Annotated in this window: 11 protein-coding genes; 7 read left to right on the top strand and 4 right to left on the bottom strand. The window is 70.3% G+C overall.

Annotated features, from left to right (window positions below; genetic code table 11):
- Positions 1-5 precede the first annotated feature (5 nt).
- From OG897_RS05240 to OG897_RS05230, 3 genes are all read left to right on the top strand, one after another.
- The gene (locus OG897_RS05240; RefSeq protein WP_266656581.1) at positions 6-1328 is read left to right on the top strand and encodes a carbohydrate ABC transporter permease; all 1323 of its coding nucleotides are present in this window, start codon (positions 6-8) and stop codon (positions 1326-1328) included.
- On the top strand, positions 1325-2206 hold the full coding sequence (locus OG897_RS05235; RefSeq protein ID WP_266653269.1) for a carbohydrate ABC transporter permease: 882 nt from the start codon (positions 1325-1327) through the stop codon (positions 2204-2206). The genes OG897_RS05240 and OG897_RS05235 overlap by 4 nt, the downstream gene beginning before the upstream one ends.
- Positions 2207-2423: 217 nt before the next feature.
- Complete coding sequence (locus OG897_RS05230) at positions 2424-5558, top strand: CDP-glycerol glycerophosphotransferase family protein (RefSeq protein ID WP_266653267.1); 3135 nt, start codon at positions 2424-2426, stop codon at positions 5556-5558.
- A 138-nt stretch (positions 5559-5696) separates the two neighbouring features.
- On the opposite strand, the gene OG897_RS05225 is transcribed toward OG897_RS05230, so the two are convergent.
- The 3 genes from OG897_RS05225 to OG897_RS05215 form a co-directional block, all read right to left on the bottom strand.
- The gene (locus OG897_RS05225) at positions 5697-6533 is read right to left on the bottom strand and encodes a TylF/MycF/NovP-related O-methyltransferase (RefSeq protein ID WP_266653265.1); all 837 of its coding nucleotides are present in this window, start codon (positions 6531-6533) and stop codon (positions 5697-5699) included.
- A 337-nt stretch (positions 6534-6870) separates the two neighbouring features.
- Complete coding sequence (locus tag OG897_RS05220) at positions 6871-7596, bottom strand: methyltransferase domain-containing protein (RefSeq protein WP_266653263.1); 726 nt, start codon at positions 7594-7596, stop codon at positions 6871-6873.
- Positions 7597-7737: 141 nt separating this feature from the next.
- On the bottom strand, positions 7738-8385 hold the full coding sequence (locus tag OG897_RS05215; RefSeq protein ID WP_266653261.1) for a TetR/AcrR family transcriptional regulator: 648 nt from the start codon (positions 8383-8385) through the stop codon (positions 7738-7740).
- Positions 8386-8519: 134 nt separating this feature from the next.
- On the opposite strand from OG897_RS05215, the gene OG897_RS05210 reads away from it, so the two are divergent.
- Genes OG897_RS05210 through OG897_RS05200 form a run of 3 tightly spaced genes read left to right on the top strand, consistent with a single transcriptional unit; the run spans position 8520 to position 11581 of the window.
- Positions 8520-9470: an ABC transporter permease gene (locus tag OG897_RS05210; RefSeq protein WP_266653259.1), complete on the top strand. Its 951-nt coding sequence runs from the start codon at positions 8520-8522 to the stop codon at positions 9468-9470.
- A 13-nt stretch (positions 9471-9483) separates the two neighbouring features.
- Positions 9484-10302 (top strand): ABC transporter ATP-binding protein, encoded by an 819-nt coding sequence (locus OG897_RS05205; protein WP_266653257.1) that lies wholly within the window; start codon positions 9484-9486, stop codon positions 10300-10302.
- A 37-nt stretch (positions 10303-10339) separates the two neighbouring features.
- Positions 10340-11581, top strand: a complete 1242-nt coding sequence (locus OG897_RS05200) for a glycosyltransferase family 87 protein (protein ID WP_266653255.1) — start codon at positions 10340-10342, stop codon at positions 11579-11581.
- A gap of 59 nt (positions 11582-11640) precedes the next feature.
- Here the strand turns inward: OG897_RS05200 and OG897_RS05195 are convergent, their stop codons facing one another.
- Entirely contained in the window at positions 11641-16575 is a 4935-nt protein-coding gene (locus tag OG897_RS05195) for an NAD-glutamate dehydrogenase (protein WP_266653253.1), read from the bottom strand.
- A gap of 517 nt (positions 16576-17092) precedes the next feature.
- On the opposite strand from OG897_RS05195, the gene OG897_RS05190 reads away from it, so the two are divergent.
- Positions 17093-17659 carry a DJ-1/PfpI family protein gene (locus OG897_RS05190; protein WP_266653251.1) on the top strand — a complete coding sequence of 189 codons (567 nt, stop codon included), beginning with the start codon at positions 17093-17095 and terminating at the stop codon, positions 17657-17659.
- The last annotated feature ends 51 nt before the right edge of the window (positions 17660-17710 follow it).

Raw genomic sequence — 17710 nt, 5'->3', positions numbered from 1 at the left:
CGCGCGTGACGCCGCCCCCCGCCACCCCCGGCAAGCACAAGAGCGTGACAGGCACACGCAAACTCATCGCGGTCGGCTTCCTGCTGCCCGCGCTGATCCTGCTGGGCGCGCTCGTGGTCTACCCGATCGGATTCTCGGTCTACCGCAGCTTCTTCGACAAGGCGGGCACCGGCTTCGCGGGATTCGACAACTACGTCAGCCTCTTCACCGACAACACCATCCTCACCGCGATCAAGAACAACCTGATCTGGGTGGTCGTGGCCCCGACGGTCTCCACCGCCCTGGGCCTGATCTTCGCGGTGCTCACCGAACGGGTGCGCTGGGGAACGGCGTTCAAGCTGATCGTCTTCATGCCGATGGCGATCTCGATGCTGGCCTCGGGCATCATCTTCCGGCTGGTGTACGAGCAGGACCCGGACCGAGGCGTCGCGAACGCGGTGTGGGTGGGCGTGCACGACACGTTCGCCGAGTCCTCCAGCTACCCCAAGGCCAGGCCGCTCCCGGTGCACCCGCTGAAGGCGGCGGGCGGCGGCGCGTACATCACCAAGGAGCCGGTACGCCTCGGCCAGCAGGTCAATCTGCCGCTGATCGGTGTCGCCCCCGCCCAGATGCCGAAGGACGTGCAGCCCGCGAAGGCCCCGGCGACCTCGCCCGACCGGGTCACCGGCACGGCGTGGCTGGACTTCACCAAGGGCGGCGGCGGCAAGCCGAACGTCATCGACAGCTCGGAGTCCGGCCTGCGGGGCCTGAAGATCGAGGCGGTCAAGGAAGGCACGGTCGTCGAGTCCACCCAGGCGGCGGCCGACGGCTCCTTCTCGCTCTCCGCGAACGCCGCGGGCGCCGAACTCCGGTTGCCCGCGAGCAACTTCCGCGAGCAGTACAACGGCGTCGACTGGCTCGGGCCGAACGTGGTGACTCCGGCCATCATCGGCTCGTACGTGTGGATGTGGGCCGGATTCGCGATGGTGCTGATCGCGGCAGGACTGGCGGGTCTGCCTCGCGAACTCCTCGAAGCGGCACGGGTCGACGGGGCGAACGAGTGGCAGGTGTTCCGCCGGATCACGGTGCCGCTGCTCGCGCCGGTGCTCGCGGTCGTCACGGTCACGCTGATGATCAACGTCCTGAAGATCTTCGACCTGGTGTTCATCATCGCGCCGGGCAACTCGCTCGACGACGCCAACGTCCTGGCCCTCCAGCTGTACCAGTCGTCCTTCGGTACTGATGCCGACCTGGGCATCGGCAGCGCCATCGCGGTGTTCCTGCTGTTGCTGGTGATTCCGGTGATGCTCTTCAATATCCGCCGCATGCGGAAGGAGCGGGACCGATGACGGTCAACACGGACATCGTCAAGGCGAAGCGGTCCCTGCCCGGCCGGATCGCGGCCGTGGCGGGCGGCGGGGTGATGCGGGTCTTCCTGATCGTCGTCGGGCTGTTCTGGCTGATGCCGACGATCGGGCTGCTGATCTCGTCGCTGCGTGACTCCGCCGACATCGCGGCGACCGGCTGGTGGCAGGTCTTCACCAAGCCCGCCGAGCTGACCTTCGAGAACTACTCGGCGATCCTCCAGAACGACACCGTCCTCGACTCCCTGTTGAGCACGGCCCTGATCACCGTCCCGGCGACGGTGCTGGTCGTAGTGATCGGCGCGCTCGCCGGATACGCCTTCGCGTGGCTGGACTTCCCCGGCCGCGACTGGTGGTTCCTGCTGGTCGTGGGGCTGCTGGTGGTGCCGGTGCAGGTGGCGCTCGTACCGGTGGCGAAGCTGTTCGGCGTGGTCGGCATCTTCGAGACGACGTTCGGCGTGGTCCTCTTCCACGTCGCCTTCGGGCTCCCCTTCGCGATCTTCCTGCTGCGGAACTTCTTCGCGGAGATCCCGCGCGAACTCCTGGAGGCGGCACGGCTCGACGGGGCGGGCGAGATCCGGCTGTTCACGCGGGTGGTCATGCCGCTGGGCGGCCCGGCCATCGCCTCGTTGGGCATCTTCCAGTTCCTGTGGGTGTGGAACGACATGCTGATCGCGCTGATCTTCGCGGATGCCACCAACCCGCCGATCACGGTGGCGCTCCAGCAGCAGGTCCGCCAGTTCGGCAACAACATCGACGTCCTCGCGCCGGGCGCGTTCGTCTCGATGGTGATCCCGCTGATCGTCTTCTTCGCGTTCCAGAAGCAGTTCGTGTCGGGCGTGATGGCGGGCGCGGTGAAGTAGCGGCCCGTCCCCCTTCCGTCCCAACTGGACACCACTACAGGGTGGTTCGGCCGCTTCCGGCCGAACCACCCTTTCGTGTCCTGGCCCTTGCCGAACTTCGCCCGTATGCCACATCCGGCGTAACCGGGCCCGGCCGGGGGCCGTTGCCGGGCATACGGCCCACCCGCCTTGCCGGGGGCGCGGCCCGCCCTGCCCGTGTCGACCCCATGGATGTGCCGTGCCCCGGTTCAGCGTGATCGTGCCCGCTTACCAGGTCCAGGAATACCTGGAGGAGTGCCTTGACTCGGTGCTGACCCAGTCCTTCGACGACTTCGAACTCATCGCGGTGGACGACTGCTCGCCGGACGCGTGCGGCGACCTCATCGACGAGTACGCCGCCCGTGACCCGCGCGTACGCCCCCTGCACCTGGCGGAGAACGGCGGCCTCGGCAACGCCCGCAACCAGGGCATGGAACGAGCCAGAGGCGACTACCTCCTCTTCCTGGACAGCGACGACACCCTGACCCCCGGCGCCCTCCAGTCGATCTCCGACCGTCTCAAGGAGGCGGACTCACCGGACGTCCTGGTCTTTGACTACGCCCGTACGTTCTGGACGGGCGAGGTTGAACGCAACCAGTTCAGCGCCGAGTTGCACGAGGAGGGCCCAGCCTCCTTCCCGCTCGCCGACCGCCCGGGGCTGCTCCGGGTCCTGATGGTCGCCTGGAACAAGGCGTACCGCCGCGACTTCGTCGAACGCGAGGACTTCACCTTCCCGTCCGGCTACTACGAGGACACCCCCTGGACGTACCCCGTCCTGCTGGCGGCGTCCTCCGTCTCCACCCTCGACGAGGTGTGCGTCCACTACCGGCAGCGCCGCCAGGGCAACATCCTCTCCACCACCTCGCTCCGGCACTTCGACCTGTTCGACCAGTACGACCGGGTCTTCGCCTTCCTCGACTCCCGCCCGGAGCTGGCGGGTTGGCGGCCGGTCATCTACCGCCGCATGATCGACCACTTCGGTACGGTCTTCACCCGTCCCGGCCGCCTCCCGAGGGGCAGCCGCGCCGAGTTCTTCCGCCGCGCCCGCGCCCACTGCCGCCGGTACCGCACCACGGAGACGGCTTCCCGCTTCCCCGCCCGCCCCCGGGGCATCGCCTCCCGCAGCGCCGCCGCCCGCCGCACGGCCACGAGCTCCTTCACCCCGGATGTCGAACTTCCGCAGGCCCGCCACCCGGAGACCGCCCGCCCATCGACCGCCCATACGGAACCGGCCCACGCGGAACCGGCCCGCGCCGAGGCGGCGGTGCACCCGCCCGATGGGCCCTCCTCTCCCGAAGCGGCCCCGGGCACGGGACCGACCCGGACCAAGGGATCAGGTACCGGCAAGGCACCGACAGCGAAGCCGGGCACGGCCGCAAAGGCTGGCGTCGACGCGGGCGCGAGTCCGGGCGCGGCCAGCGGCACGGGCACGAAGCCGGGCACGGGTCCGAACTCGCCCACGGCCTCCGGCTCTTCCCCGGACTCCGGCTCCGACACCCGGCCGGAGCAGGCCCCCGGCCGGGTGAAGCGCGGCCCTGCCGCCCGCCGCGCCGCGACCCTGACCGCCACCGCCCGCCGCGCCGCGGCCTCAGCGTCCCGCCGCCTCGCCCCGACCGGTGACACGGGGGCGTCACCCACCACGAGTACGGCACGTACGGCACCTGCGGCAGACCTCAGGAGCACCACGGACACCGACACCGCGGCGGCCCCGGCCCGCTCCCGGCGCACGTCCCCGCGCACCGCTCCCGGCACCGCAGCCGGTGACGCCGCGACCCTGCGCCTGGTCACCAGCACGGGCCCCGGAACCGGTGTCGGCGCCCCCGGCCCCGCCTTCCGCAGCTCCGGCGCCCCCGCCGCCCCGAGGATCGCCGCGCCCTCGCCCCGCACCCGGCTGCGGCAGGCGCTGGTCCGGCTGGGCAGCCACCGTACGTACCGGGCGCTCGCCCTCGCCCAGGCCGTCCGCCGCACCGTCACCTCCCGCACCCGCGCCCTCCTGCGCGCCGTACGGTCGGCCGCCATGCAGCTGCACTACCGCGTCCAACTGCGGCTGCCCGTCCGCGAGGACCAGGCCGTGTTCGCCGCGTACTGGAACCGTGGCTACTCCTGCAACCCCGCCGCGATCGAGGCGAAGGTCCGCGAACTCGCCCCGCACGTCCGCACGGCGTGGATCACCGGCCCCGCACACGCCCACACGGTCCCCACCGGCACCCGTCGGCTGCGCCCCGGCTCGGCCACGTACTGGAGCGCCCTGGCCCGCGCCAAGTACCTGGTGAACAACGTCAACTTCGACCAACGGCTGGCCAAGCGCCCCGGCCAGGTCCTCCTCCAGACCCAGCACGGCACTCCGCTGAAGTCGATGGGCCTCGACCTCCAGGACCGCCCCGCCGCGGCCATGGACTTCGAGCAGCTGCTCGCGAACACCGACAAGTGGGACTACCTGCTCTCCTCCAACCGCCACTCCTCCCTCGTCTGGGGAAGGGCCTACCCCTCCGCCTACACCACCCTCGAACACGGATATCCGCGCAACGACGTCTTCCAGAACGCCACGGCCGACGACGTCGCCCGTATCCGCGAGTCACTGAACATCCCCGAAGGCTTCACCGCCGTCCTCTACGCTCCGACGCACCGCGACTACCGGCGGACCCAGCGCCTGACGCTCGACCTCGAACGCATCGCCCGGTCCCTCGGGCCCCGGCACGTGATCCTGGCCCGTGCCCACTACTTCGCCAACGGCCCGCTGCACCGCCCAAGTTCCCACAGTTCCGCACGAATCGTCGATGTGAGCGAACATCACTCGATCGAGTCACTCTGCCTGGCCTCGGACGCCCTGATCACCGACTACTCGTCCCTGATGTTCGACTACGCCAACCTGGACCGGCCGATCGTCCTGCACATCGACGACTGGGAGGCGTACGAAGCGGCCCGCGGCACCTACTTCGACATCCGGGACTTCCCGCCGGGCGCGATCGCCCGCACCGAGGACGAGCTGATCGACATCTTCCGGACCGGCCACTGGCGCGGCTCGCGCTCCGCACAGCTGCGCACCGCGTTCCGCAACCGGTTCTGCCCGTACGACGACGGACACGCGGCGGAGCGCGTCGTGCGCCGCGTCTTCCTCGGCCAGACCGAGGGCCTGCCCCGCTTCGTCCCGCTGGAGGACCGCACTCCGGCACCCGCACCCGGCAGCACCGGCCGGAGCGACACGTACCCGGGCTCCGACTCCTTCCCGGCCGCCTCCGACCCGGCCGCCTCCGAGCCCGTACTGCCCGCCCAGCAGGACGCCAGGACCACCGCCCAGGCGGTAACGGACCTGCTCCCGGCGGAACTTCGCTGACCCCCTGGAAGACCCGTAGGAAGTGCCCGTAAGAACTGCCCGTAAGAACTCCCGGAGGACCATGACGGAGGGGCCCGGCGGACACCGCCGAGCCCCTCCCGCACGTCTGCCCGTATGTCTGCCCGCACGCCTGCCGGGCTACGGCTTGACGGCGATGCGCCCCTCGTCCATGCGCAGCAGGAGCAACTGCTCGCCGGTCTCCTCCAGGAACTCGTCGACGGCCTGCCGCGAGCCCTGCCAGTACCCGTAGTCGTCGATGAGCAGCACCCCGCCGCTCACCAGACGCGCGTACAGGTGCTTCAACTCGTGCTTGGTGGAGGCGTACCAGTCGGTGTCCAGACGGAGGATCGCGATCTGCTCCGGCGCCTCGCCCGGGACGGTGTCCTCGACCTTGCCCTGCACGTAGTGCAGCCGCTCGGCCGGGTAAGGCACCTTCTCGAAACCCGACTTGACGTCGTCCAGGGAGGCGACGGCCCAGATCGGACGGTCCTTGCCCTGGACGTCGAGGAGTTCCTGTGCCGACCTGCCGTCGAGGCGCTTGTCCTCGTCGGTGGGCGGGGTCATTCCCTCGAACGTGTCGAAGAGGTACAGCTCCCGGTCCTCGACCCCCTCGGCGAGGAGGGTCTTCGCGCATGCCTGCATGCTGCCGCCGCGCCACACCCCGCACTCCACGATCGCGCCGGGGATGTCGTGTTTGACGATGTGCCGGGTGGCCAGGACGAAGGCGTTGAGGCGCTCCGGTGAAGTCATCGAGTACGGCTTCACCGCACGGATGATCTCCTTCGCCGCGTCGTCGTAGTCGGCGGGAAACGTGAGACCCGTCCTGGGCGCGGACTTCGGCCTGGGCGCGGCGGCGGGGACGGATGCTGCGGGACGGGTGGTCCGACGGGGGCGCTGGCCGGGCACCGGGACGCGTCGCAGCTGGTAGCCGGTCAGTTGCTGGAGGACGCCGTTCACGGCGTTACGCCATACCATGCGCACGGACAGTACGCGGAAATATGCCCACCCGCTCATATTTCGTCAACTTCGGGCCACTTGGTGTGTATACGTCAGCAGCTGCACGAGAACGCTGCTCACCCGCAACGCACGTGGACCGGCCCACTCCCGACGGACCGGCGGGCTGCCACGCACTCCGACGTCCTCCACGTTCGGGTGACTGCCGAGGCCGGGTCCTGACGTCGGTGCGGGCGCCTGACCGAACACCGGGGCCGGACACCAGGACCGGACACCGGGGCCGGACACCAGGACCGGACACCAGGGCGTACGGCTCGCACCGCCCCGGCTCCGGTCCGCCGCCGTACCCCTGACCCGGCTACCGCACCGCTTCGGCGGGCGCGGGCACCTGCCGGGGGCGACCGGCGAGCACGCGGTCGGGGTGGGCGCCCGGCACGGGGATGCCGTCGACCCCGCCGATGTGGTTGGCCCAGCGGATCGTCACCTCGCGGACGATCGCCCGCGAGATCCGGTACGGCAGGTGGGGTGCGCGGCGCGGCCTGCGGAAGACGCCCACGGAGTCGCCCCAGTAGGCGTGCTTGGCGTCGATGGCCTGGTAGTCGTGCCGGATGCCCTTGGTGGGCGGGAAGTCGGTGAACGCCTCGCGGAGTTCGAGCCCGCAGTACGCGGCCATGGCGCGGAAGCCGTCCGGGTAGTAGCGCCAGCAGTCTTGCGCGTCGTGCGCGTTGCCGCGCGAGGGCGCGGTGATGAAGGCGTGTCCGCCCGGGCGCAGCACCCGGCCGATCTCCATGACGGACGCCCAGAAGAACGGAATGTGCTCGAACGCCTGCCCGGAGAGGACGACGTCGACGCTGCGCGACGCGAGCGGGATGCGGTAGGGGTCCTTCATGACCCGGTCGACGTTCGGCCCGTCGAGGACGTCGACGCCCACGTAGTCGACCTTGTGGTCGGCGAGCAGGGCGCGGTGAGTGAGGCTCTGACCCGGCGAGATCCGGGACCCGAGATCGACGACGCGGTGCCGCTTCGTCGCGGGCATGTACTCCTTCACACAGAGCGCCATCTGGTCGTAAGCGGACTGGTGCATGGTTTCTCTCCCTGTGAAGACAGCCCAAGGAGCATGCCGGACCGGGGCTCTTTCTTCATGCCTGCCGTCAACGCCGTGACACGGGTGACGGGCGGGCGCACGAGCCTCCCTTACGCCCGCCACCCCGGCGCACCTGCTGGTTCAGGCAGTGCGGGCGGTGAGGGCGGCGACGGCGGCCCTCGCAAGGTCATCCATGTGGGTGTCGTATCCCTGGGCGGGTTCGGTACGCATGACGACCAGCCGCCAGTACAGCGGCCCGGCCACCAGATCCAGGACCCGTTCGACGTCCGTCCCCTCGGGGAGTTCACCGCGCGCCACGGCGTCCCTCACGAGCCCTGCCGCGATGCCGTGCTGGGGGTCGAGCAGGGCGGCCCTGATCGTCTGGGCGATCTCGGGGTTGCGGACGGCCTCGACCAGCAGGTCGGGGATGACCTGGGAGGCGACGGGGTGGCGCAGGGCGCGCGCGAGCACCTCGATGAGGGCGCGCACGTCGCCGTACAGGGAGCCCGTGGCGGGGGCGGGCAGCCCGTCCACCGCGAAGGCGGACACCAGGTCGAGCACGAGGTGCAGTTTGGAGCGCCAGCGCCGGTAGACGGCGGTCTTGCCGACGCCCGCGCGGCGGGCGATGCCCTCGATGGACATCCGGGCGTAGCCGACGGCGGCCAGTTCGGCGAAGACGGCGGCCCGGATGGCCTCGGTGACGTCCTCGCGCAGCACGGCGGCACCGGCGGGGGTCCGTTTCGCGGTGCGCGCGCCTGCGGGGGGCGGGAAGTGCGGATCGGTCGTCATGCCCGGAATCCTAACGTCAGGACGGAACGGTTGCGTTTCGACGTCGAGTCGTCCTACTGTCGACGTCACGACGATACGGTCCCGTTCCGACGTTTCGACGTCGGGCGACAGACGTCCAGCGAAAGCAGCCCTTCATGGCCTCACCCCTCGCACCGCCCCGCCCTCTCCCCCCGGATCCTCCGGGGCCTGCGGACCTCCCGGACCTCCCGGATCTCCCTCCCGACCTCACCGCGTACGCCCTCGCACACGGCCTCACGGTGAGCGGGGCACGGCCCACCCTGACCGCGTACGTCCGTCAGCTGTGGTCGCGCCGCCACTTCGTGACGGCCTTCGCCACCGCCCGGCTGACCGCACAGTTCAGCGGCGCGCGGCTCGGACAGCTGTGGCAGGTGCTGACGCCCCTGCTGAACGCCGCGGTGTACTACGTCGTCTTCGGCGAGCTGATGCACACCAAGGACGACGTCACCGACTTCGTGCCGTTCCTGGTCACCGGCGTCTTCGTGTGGTCGTTCACGCAGAGCACCCTGATGGCGGGCACCCGCGCCATCAGCGGCAACCTCGGCCTGGTGCGGGCCCTGCACTTCCCCCGCGCCGCTCTGCCCGTCTCGTACGCCCTCCAGCAGCTCCAGCAGCTGCTGATCTCCCTGGGCGTCCTGGCCGCCATCCTGGTGTGCTGCGGGCAGCTTCCACGGCCCTCCTGGCTGCTGGCCGTCCCAGCGCTGGCGCTCCAGACCGTCTTCAACACGGGGCTCGCGCTGGCACTGGCCCGCCTGGCGGCACGCACACCGGACCTGGCGCAGCTGCTGCCGTTCCTGCTGCGCACGTGGATGTACACGTCCGGTGTGATGTGGAGCGTGGCGCAACTCGTCGAGGGCGACAGCGTCCCGGGCGTCGTACGCGTGCTCCTGGAGTGCAATCCGGCCGCCGTGTACATCGCCCTGATGCGGTACGCCCTGATCGACAGCTACGGCGCTTCGGGGCTCCCCGCGTACGCGTGGGCGCTGGCCGTCGGCTGGGCGCTCGTCGCGGGCGTCGGCGGCTTCGTCTACTTCTGGCACGCGGAAGAGCGGTACGGCCGTGGCTGAGCACGCTCAGACCGTGAAAAGCACCGTAGAGAGTGCTGGGAAGAGCGCTGGGGAGAGCGCCCGGAAGGACACCCCCACCGTCGTCGTCGACGGCCTGCACATCACCTACCGGGTGCACGGAGCCGGTTCGGGCCGAGGGAGCGCCGTGAGAGCCCTCCAGGGCCTGGTCTCCCGCAGGCCGTCACCGTCCGTGCGGAAGGTGCACGCCGTACGGGGAGTCAGCTTCGTGGCACACAAGGGCGAGGCGATCGGACTGATCGGCTCCAACGGCTCCGGCAAGTCCACGCTCCTCAAAGCGGTGGCCGGGCTCCTCCCCGCCGACGAGGGACGCGTCCTCACCCGGGGCCAGCCCTCCCTCCTCGGAGTGAACGCAGCACTGTTGAACGATCTGACAGGGGAACGGAACGTCGTCCTGGGCACTCTCGCGATGGGCATGACGCGCCACCAGGCCAGGGAGCACTACGACTCCATCGTCGACTTCTCCGGCATCAACGAGAAGGGCGACTTCGTCTCACTGCCCATGAACACCTACTCCTCCGGCATGGCCGCCCGGCTGAAGTTCTCCATCGCCGCCGCCAAGACCCACGAGGTGCTCCTGATCGACGAGGCGCTGTCCACGGGCGACGCACGCTTCCAGGAGCGCAGCCGACGGCGCATCGCCGAACTGCGCGAGCAGGCGGGCACGGTGTTCCTGGTCAGCCACCACAACAGAACCATCACCGAGACCTGCGACCGCGCCCTGTGGCTGGAGTCGGGGACGCTGCGGATGGACGGGCCCGCGGCGGAAGTGGTGGCCGCGTACGAGAAGTCGACCTCCGAGAAGGGCAGGTGACGGCTGTTTCCAGGACGGGCGTTCTAAGATCCCCGCGATGACGCCCCCGCAGCTCGCCCCCAGCACCCCGTTCGCCCCGGCGGCCCCCGGGGCCCCTCCCCGGCCCTCTCCCGTCCGGCTCGCCGCCGTGTGGGTCCTCACCCGCGCCCTCCAGGTCCTCCTGGTCTCGGAGGTGTTCGGCCGGGTCGGCGACGGCATCAACGGCGAGGTCCACCGGATCTACCGGACCTGGTACGAGCAACTGCTCACCGGCGCCTTCCCGCTGGACGACGTGATGTGGCAGTACCCGCCCGGTGCCGCCCTGGTGATCCTGTCGCCCGCACTGCTGCCGGGGCTGAGCTACTTCCAGGCGTTCGTCGCGCTCACCCTCCTCGTCGACGCCCTGGCCACCGTCGCGCTCGTGCGCGCGGGACGCCCGCAGGGCCGCCTGTCGGGCGCCTGGGTGTGGGTGGCGGGGCTGCCGCTGCTGCTGCACGTCCCGCTCGTCCGGTACGACGTCCAGGTGACCGCGCTGGCGGTCCTCTCGCTGCTCGCCCTGCGCCGCGCACCGCTCCTGTCGGGTGCCCTGGCCGCCGTCGGCGCCCTGGTGAAGGTGTGGCCGGCACTGGCGCTCCTGGGCGCACCCCGGGGGCGTACCACCAGGGCGGCGTGGGGGTCGGCCGTCGCGTCCGCCGCGGTGCTCCTCGGGGTGCTGGCGCTGGCGTTCTCGCACACCTTCGACTTCCTGCGCCAGCAGGGCAACAGGGGCGTGCAGATCGAGTCGCTGGGCGGCACCCTCCTGGCGCTCGCCCGGCTGACCGGACTGCCCACCCGCGGGGCGTACCGGGTCGAGTACCGGTACGGGGCGATGGAGTTCATGGGCCCGTACGTCAGCACGGTCGCACACGCCTCCTTGCTCCTGACAGTGCTGGCGTTCGGCTGGCTCCTGCTCTGGCGCGTGAAAGCACGGCGCTGGACCCCCGCGACGGCGTGCGACGCCGCACTGTGCGCCGTGCTCCTCTTCGTGGTCACCAGCAGGGTGATCAGCCCGCAGTACATGATCTGGCTGATCGGCCTGTCCGCCGTGTGCATGACGCTGCGCGAGACCGTCCTGCGCCCCGTGGTGAGGCTCCTGCTGGTGGCGGCCTTCGTCAGCACCCTCGCGTATCCCCTGGCGTACGGACAGGTGACCTCGGGGACGGTCTACGGCTGCCTGCTGATGCTCGTGCGCAACGGACTGCTGCTGTGGGCCGCCGTACTGGCGTGCCGCCGTCTCTGGGCCTCCACGGTCACGCGGTGAGCACCCGAGGGGCCCCACCACAACCGTGGTGGGGCCCCTCGCGTCAGTGCTCTGCCGGATCAGACCCGGTTGCGCAGCAGCGTGCGCATGGTGCGCATCGCGACCGACAGGTTCGCCAGGTCGAAGTCGTCCGAGCCCTGGATCTCCTCCAGGGTGGAACGCGCGCGCCCCAGCAGGGCCGCGTTCTTCTCCTCCCACGCCTTGTAGCGCTGCTCCGGCGTGGAGGTGCCGTTCCCGACGGACAGGACGTCCTGGGTCAGGCCCGCGTGGGCGGCGTACAGGTCCTCGCGGATGGACGCGCGGGCCATGGACTGCCAGCGGTCGGCGCGCGGCAGATCGATGATGCGGTCCATCAGCTGCGTGATGCCGAGCCGGTCGCCGAGGTCGTAGTACACCTCGGCGACGTCCATCGGGTCCTTGTCGAGGCGGTCCGCGATGGCGACGACGTCGAGGATCGGGAACGCCGAGGAGAAGCCCGCCACGCGCAGCGCCAGCCCCTCCGGCACGCCCGCCGCGGTGAGCTCGTCCAGGATGCCCTGGTACCACTCCAGGTCTGCGCCGCGCAGCAGCTTCGGCAGGTCGTCCCAGACGCGCGCCACGCCCGCGCTGAAGAACGCGACGGTCTCGCCGATCTCCAGCGGCTGCGGGCGGTTGCCCAGCAGCCAGCGGGTGCCGCGCTCGACCAGCCGCCGCGAGTGCAGCCGGATCTGGGTCTGGACCTCGGCGGCGACCTGGTTGTCGAGGGCCTCGACGGCCTCCCAGACCTCACTGAGGCCGAAGATCGCGCGGGCCGCGAACTGTGCCCGTACGACTTCCTCGATGGACGCGCCGGTCTCTTCGCGCAACCGGTGCAGGAAGGTCGAACCACCGGTGTTGACGGTGTCGTTGACCAGCACCGTCGTGATGATCTCCCGGCGCAGCGCGTGCGCGTCGATCTGCTCGGCGAACTTCTCCCGCAGGGCGGCGGGGAAGTACTCGTGCAGCAGCACCCGCAGGTGCGGGTCGTCGGGGAGCTCGGTGGAGATCAGCTCGTCCGCGACGGTGATCTTCGTGTACGCCATGAGGACGGCCAGCTCGGGCTGCGAGAGGCCCTTGCCGTTGTTCAACAGTTCCCGGATCTGGCGGTCGTTGGGCAGGAACTCCAGCGCCCTGTCCAGGTGCCCGTCGCGCGTCAGGCGCCGCATGAAGCGCTGGTGCGCGTGCAGCAGCGACGGCGACTGCGCGACCGCGTTCGCCAAGGCGGTGTTCTGCGCGTAGTTGTTGCGCAGCACCAGCGTGCCGACCTCGTCGGTCATCTGCGCCAGCAGCTTGTTGCGCTGCTTGACCGTCATGTCGCCGTCGGTGACGAGCGCGTTGAGCAGGATCTTGATGTTCACCTCGTGGTCGGAGGTGTCCACACCGGCGCTGTTGTCGATCGCGTCGGTGTTGATCCGGCCGCCGGCCCGGGCGAACTCGATGCGGCCCAGCTGCGTCGCCCCCAGGTTGCCGCCCTCGCCGACGACCTTGACCCGCAGGTCCTCGCCGTTGACGCGGATGGCGTCGTTCGCCTTGTCGCCGACGTCAGCGTTGGCCTCGGCGGACGACTTCACGTACGTGCCGATGCCGCCGTTCCACAGCAGGTCGACCGGCGCCTTGAGGATGGCCTGCATCAGGTCGGCCGGGGTCATCTTGGAGACGCCCGCCTCCAGACCCAGCGCCTCGCGCATCGCGGCGTTCACCGGGATGGACTTGGCGCTGCGGGCGTGGATGCCGCCGCCCTGCGAGAGCAGGTCCTTGTTGTAGTCGGCCCAGGAGCTGCGCGGCAGCTCGAAGAGGCGGCGGCGCTCGGCGTACGAGACGGCGGCGTCCGGGTTCGGGTCGATGAAGATGTGCCGGTGGTCGAAGGCGGCCACCAGGCGGATGTGCTCGCTCAGCAGCATGCCGTTGCCGAACACGTCACCGGACATGTCGCCGACGCCGACGACCGTGAAGTCCTCGGACTGGGTGTCGTGCCCGAGCTCCCGGAAGTGCCGCTTCACGGACTCCCAGGCGCCTCGGGCGGTGATGCCCATGCCCTTGTGGTCGTAGCCGACGGAGCCGCCGGACGCGAAGGCGTCACCGAGCCAGAAGTCGTAGGCGACGGCGATCTCGTTGGCGATGTCGGAGAACGTCGCGGTGCCCTTGTCGGCCGCCACCACGAGGTACGTGTCGTCCTCGTCGTGCCGCACGACGTCACGCGGCGGGACGACCTCGCCCGCGACCATGTTGTCGGTGATGTCGAGCAGCGCCGAGATGAACGTCTTGTACGCGGCGATGCCCTCGGCCAGCCACGCGTCGCGGTCCACCGACGGGTCGGGGAGGTTCTTCGCGACGAAGCCGCCCTTGGCGCCGACCGGGACGATGACGGTGTTCTTCACCATCTGCGCCTTGACCAGACCGAGCACCTCGGTGCGGAAGTCCTCACGCCGGTCCGACCAGCGCAGACCGCCTCGGGCGACCTTGCCGAAGCGCAGGTGGACGCCCTCGACGCGCGGCGAGTACACCCAGATCTCGTACGCCGGGCGGGGCGCGGGGAGGTCGGGGATCGCCTGCGGGTCGAACTTCATCGAGACGTACGAGTGCGGCTCGTTCTGCTGCGTCTTCTGGAAGAAGCTCGTGCGCAGCGTCGCCTTGATGACGGTCAGGAAGGACCGCAGGATGCGGTCCTCGTCGAGCGAGGCGACCTGCTCCAGAGCACCGTCGAGCTCTTCGAGCAGCCCGTCGATGAGCTCGGTGCCCGCCTTCTGCCGCTCCGGCGACATGCGCGCCTCGAAGAGGGAGACCAGCAGCCGGGTGGTGTGGACGTTGTTGCGGAGGGTGTCCTCCATGTAGTCCTGGCTGAAGGTCGACTTCGCCTGCCGCAGGTACTTCGCGTACGCGCGCAGCACGACCGCCTGCCGCCAGGTGAGCCCGGCGCGCAGCACCAGCGAGTTGAAGCCGTCGTTCTCCGCCGCGCCGGTCCACACCGCGCCGAAGGCGTCCTGGAAGCGCTCCCGGGCGTCGTCGGCGAGGTAGTCGCCGCCGCCCGGCTTCTGCGGCATGCGCAGCCCGAAGTCGTAGATCCAGGCGTGCGTACGGTCCGCGCAGCGCAGCTCGTACGGACGCTCGTCGACGACCTCGACGCCCAGCAGCTGGAGGACGGGCAGGACGGCCGACAGGGAGACCTGCTCGCCGGTCCGGTAGATCTTGAAGCGGCGCTCGCCGGGACCGGCGCCCACCGGCTCGTACAGGCTGAGGGCGAAGTCCTTGACGCCCTGGCTCAGCTGCTCCAGGTGCACCAGGTCGGCGACCGCGGCGCGCGGCGAGTGGTCGGCCTTGTAGCCCTCGGGGAAGGCGTGCCCGTAGCGGCGCAGCAGTTCGGCGGCGCGCTCCTCGCCGAGCTCGGCGTTGAGGGCCTCGGCGAAGCCGTCGGACCAGGAGCGGGCGGCCTCGGCCAGGCGGGCCTCGATGCGCTCGACGTCGGCCTCGGTGAGGGCGGTCAGCTCGGTGCCCGTCTCGACGCGGACGACGAAGTGCAGCCGGGAGAGGATCGACTCGGTGTTCCACGCGGTGAAGTCGACGCTGGTGCCGCCGAGCTCCTCCTTGAGGATGTCGATGAGGCGCAGGCGCACACCGGTGGTGTAGCGGTCGCGCGGCAGGTAGACGATCGCCGAGTAGTAGCGGCCGTACTCGTCCTGGCGCAGGTACAGCCGCAGCCGGCGGCGCTCCTGGAGGTACAGCACGGACGTGACGACGGAGCGCAGCTGGTCGACGGGGGTCTGGAACAGCTCGTCGCGCGGGTACGTCTCCAGGATCTGGAGGAGGTCACGCCCGTCGTGGCTGTTGGCCGTGAAGCCCGCGCCTTCGAGGACCTCGGCGACCTTGCGCCGGATGACCGGAACCCGTCGTACGGACTCGGTGTACGCGGCGGAGGAGAACAGGCCGAGGAAACGGCGCTCGCCCACCACGTTGCCCTGGGCGTCGAACTTTTTCACGCCGACGTAGTCGAGGTAGGACGGGCGGTGCACGGTGGCACGGCTGTTGGCCTTGGTGAGCACCAGGAGCTTGTGCTCGCGGGCCTTGGCGCGGGCGTCGGCGGGCAGCCGGGAGAACGACGGGGAGACGGGGTGCGTCTCGTCGTCCTCGTGGTGCTGCGGGTCGGAGCGCAGGACACCGAGACCGGTGCCGGGGACGGCGGCCAGCGAGTCGTCGCCGGTCAGCTCGTACTCGCGGTAGCCGAGGAAGGTGAAGTGGTCGGCGGCCAGCCAGCGCAGCAGCTCGCGGGCCTCGTCGACCTCCTGGTCGGAGAGGTCGTTCGCCTTGGGCTCGTTCGGCAGCTCGTCGGCGATGCGCAGCGCGGAGTCGCGCATCTTCTCCCAGTCCTCGACGGCCTCGCGGACGTCGGACAGGACGCGCAGCAGATCGGCGGTGATCTGCTTGAGGTCGCCCCGGTCGGTCTCGCGGTCCATCTCGACGTGGATCCACGACTCGACGATCGCGTCGTGCGGCAGCTCACCGGTGATCTGCTTGGCGAGCACCTCGATGAGCTTGCCGGTCACGTCACGGCGCACCAGCACCTGGGGGTGGATGACGACGTGGATGCCACGGCCCTGCCGGGACAGCTCGTTCGTCACCGAGTCGACGAGGAAGGGCATGTCGTCGGTCACGACTTCCACGACCGAGTGACTGCACGTCCACCCGTTCTCCTCGACGGTCGGCGTGTGCACCCGTACGTTCGCCGTGCCCTGCGGACGGTTCGCCGCCAGCCGGTAGTGCGAAAGTGCCGCTCCGAAGACGTCGACCGGGTCGCGGTCGCCCAGGTCCTCCGGGGCGGTATGCAGGTAGTAGCGCTGGAGGTACGCGAGAAGTGCGTCCTGGTCGGGCGCCCCTTCGCTCTCGGACCCAGTCGGAGTTAGTCCCCCCGCCGGGCTGTTCTCAGCTACCCGGGCGGCCCGTGCGAGCAGCTCGGCCTTGGCTTCGTCCAGCTTGGTCTGCATGTCCTCTGGCTCCTGTCGCGCGCCGTTGCGTGACGTAGGTGGTGGAGAAAGCACAACGCCACGACGCGGGGTTTCCGGTCGCTGTCGACGTTATGCCGCGAAATGGGTCAGCGATGACACCCGTGCCGATTTTCGCCATTTTCGGCGTCGCGTCCGGGGTCGGAAAACCAGCGAGGGCCCGGGCACGGTGGTGCGCCGGGCGAGGGCCGGGGGCTGCACCGCCCCCGAGGCGTATCGCGCTGATCACGGCACCAGGCTATCCCCCCTTGCCCGGGAGGCGTTATTCGCCGGTCGTTGGACAAAGCGCGGAGAAGTTCGACGCTTTGTCCATTCCGGCGCAGGGGTCCCGTGCGCAGCAGGGGTCACGGCTTCCGGACTCCGGCGCGCGCAGGCCCTCTTGGCAAAACCCGCGCCCGGGGGCACGTTGGCCGAACCACCGTCCTGTCGGCCGACCCGCCGTCCCGCACGACCGAGCCACCGTCCGTTCCCCGTCCGGCCCACTCCCCGCGGAGCTGTCATGTCAGCGAAGATCCTCATCGTCACGGGCGATGCCGCCGAATCCCTCGAAGTGCTCTATCCGTACCAACGGCTGCGCGAGGAGGGCTACGACGTCCACATCGCCGCGCCCGCCCGCAAACAGCTGCGCTTCGTCGTGCACGACTTCGAGGCGGGCTTCGACACGTACACCGAGAAGCCCGGCTACACCTGGCCCGCCGATCTCGCGTTCTCCGAGGTGGACCCCGGCAACTACGTGGCACTCGTCGTGCCGGGCGGGCGGGCTCCGGAGTACCTGCGCAACGACCCGGAACTGCGGAAGATCCTCAAGGCGTTCTTCGACACCGACAAACCGGTGGCGCAGATCTGCCACGGGCCGCTGCTGACGGCGGCGGTGGGCGCGCTCAGCGGCCGCCGGGTCACCGCGTATCCGGCGCTGGAGCTGGACATGCAGGCGGCGGGGGCCACCTTCCAGGACGCGGAGGCGGTCGTCGACGGCACGCTGGTGTCGGCGCGGGCCTGGCCGGACCACTCGCGGTGGATGCGCGAGTTCCTCACCGTGCTGCGGGCGAAGGCACCGGTGACCTGAACACGTCCCGTACGGGCTCCGGGCCTTCCGGTACGGACTCCGGACCTTCCC

The organism is Streptomyces sp. NBC_00237 (assembly GCF_026342435.1).
Classification (GTDB): Bacteria; Actinomycetota; Actinomycetes; order Streptomycetales; family Streptomycetaceae; genus Streptomyces.
This window is presented reverse-complemented; position numbering and strand designations above follow the sequence as displayed.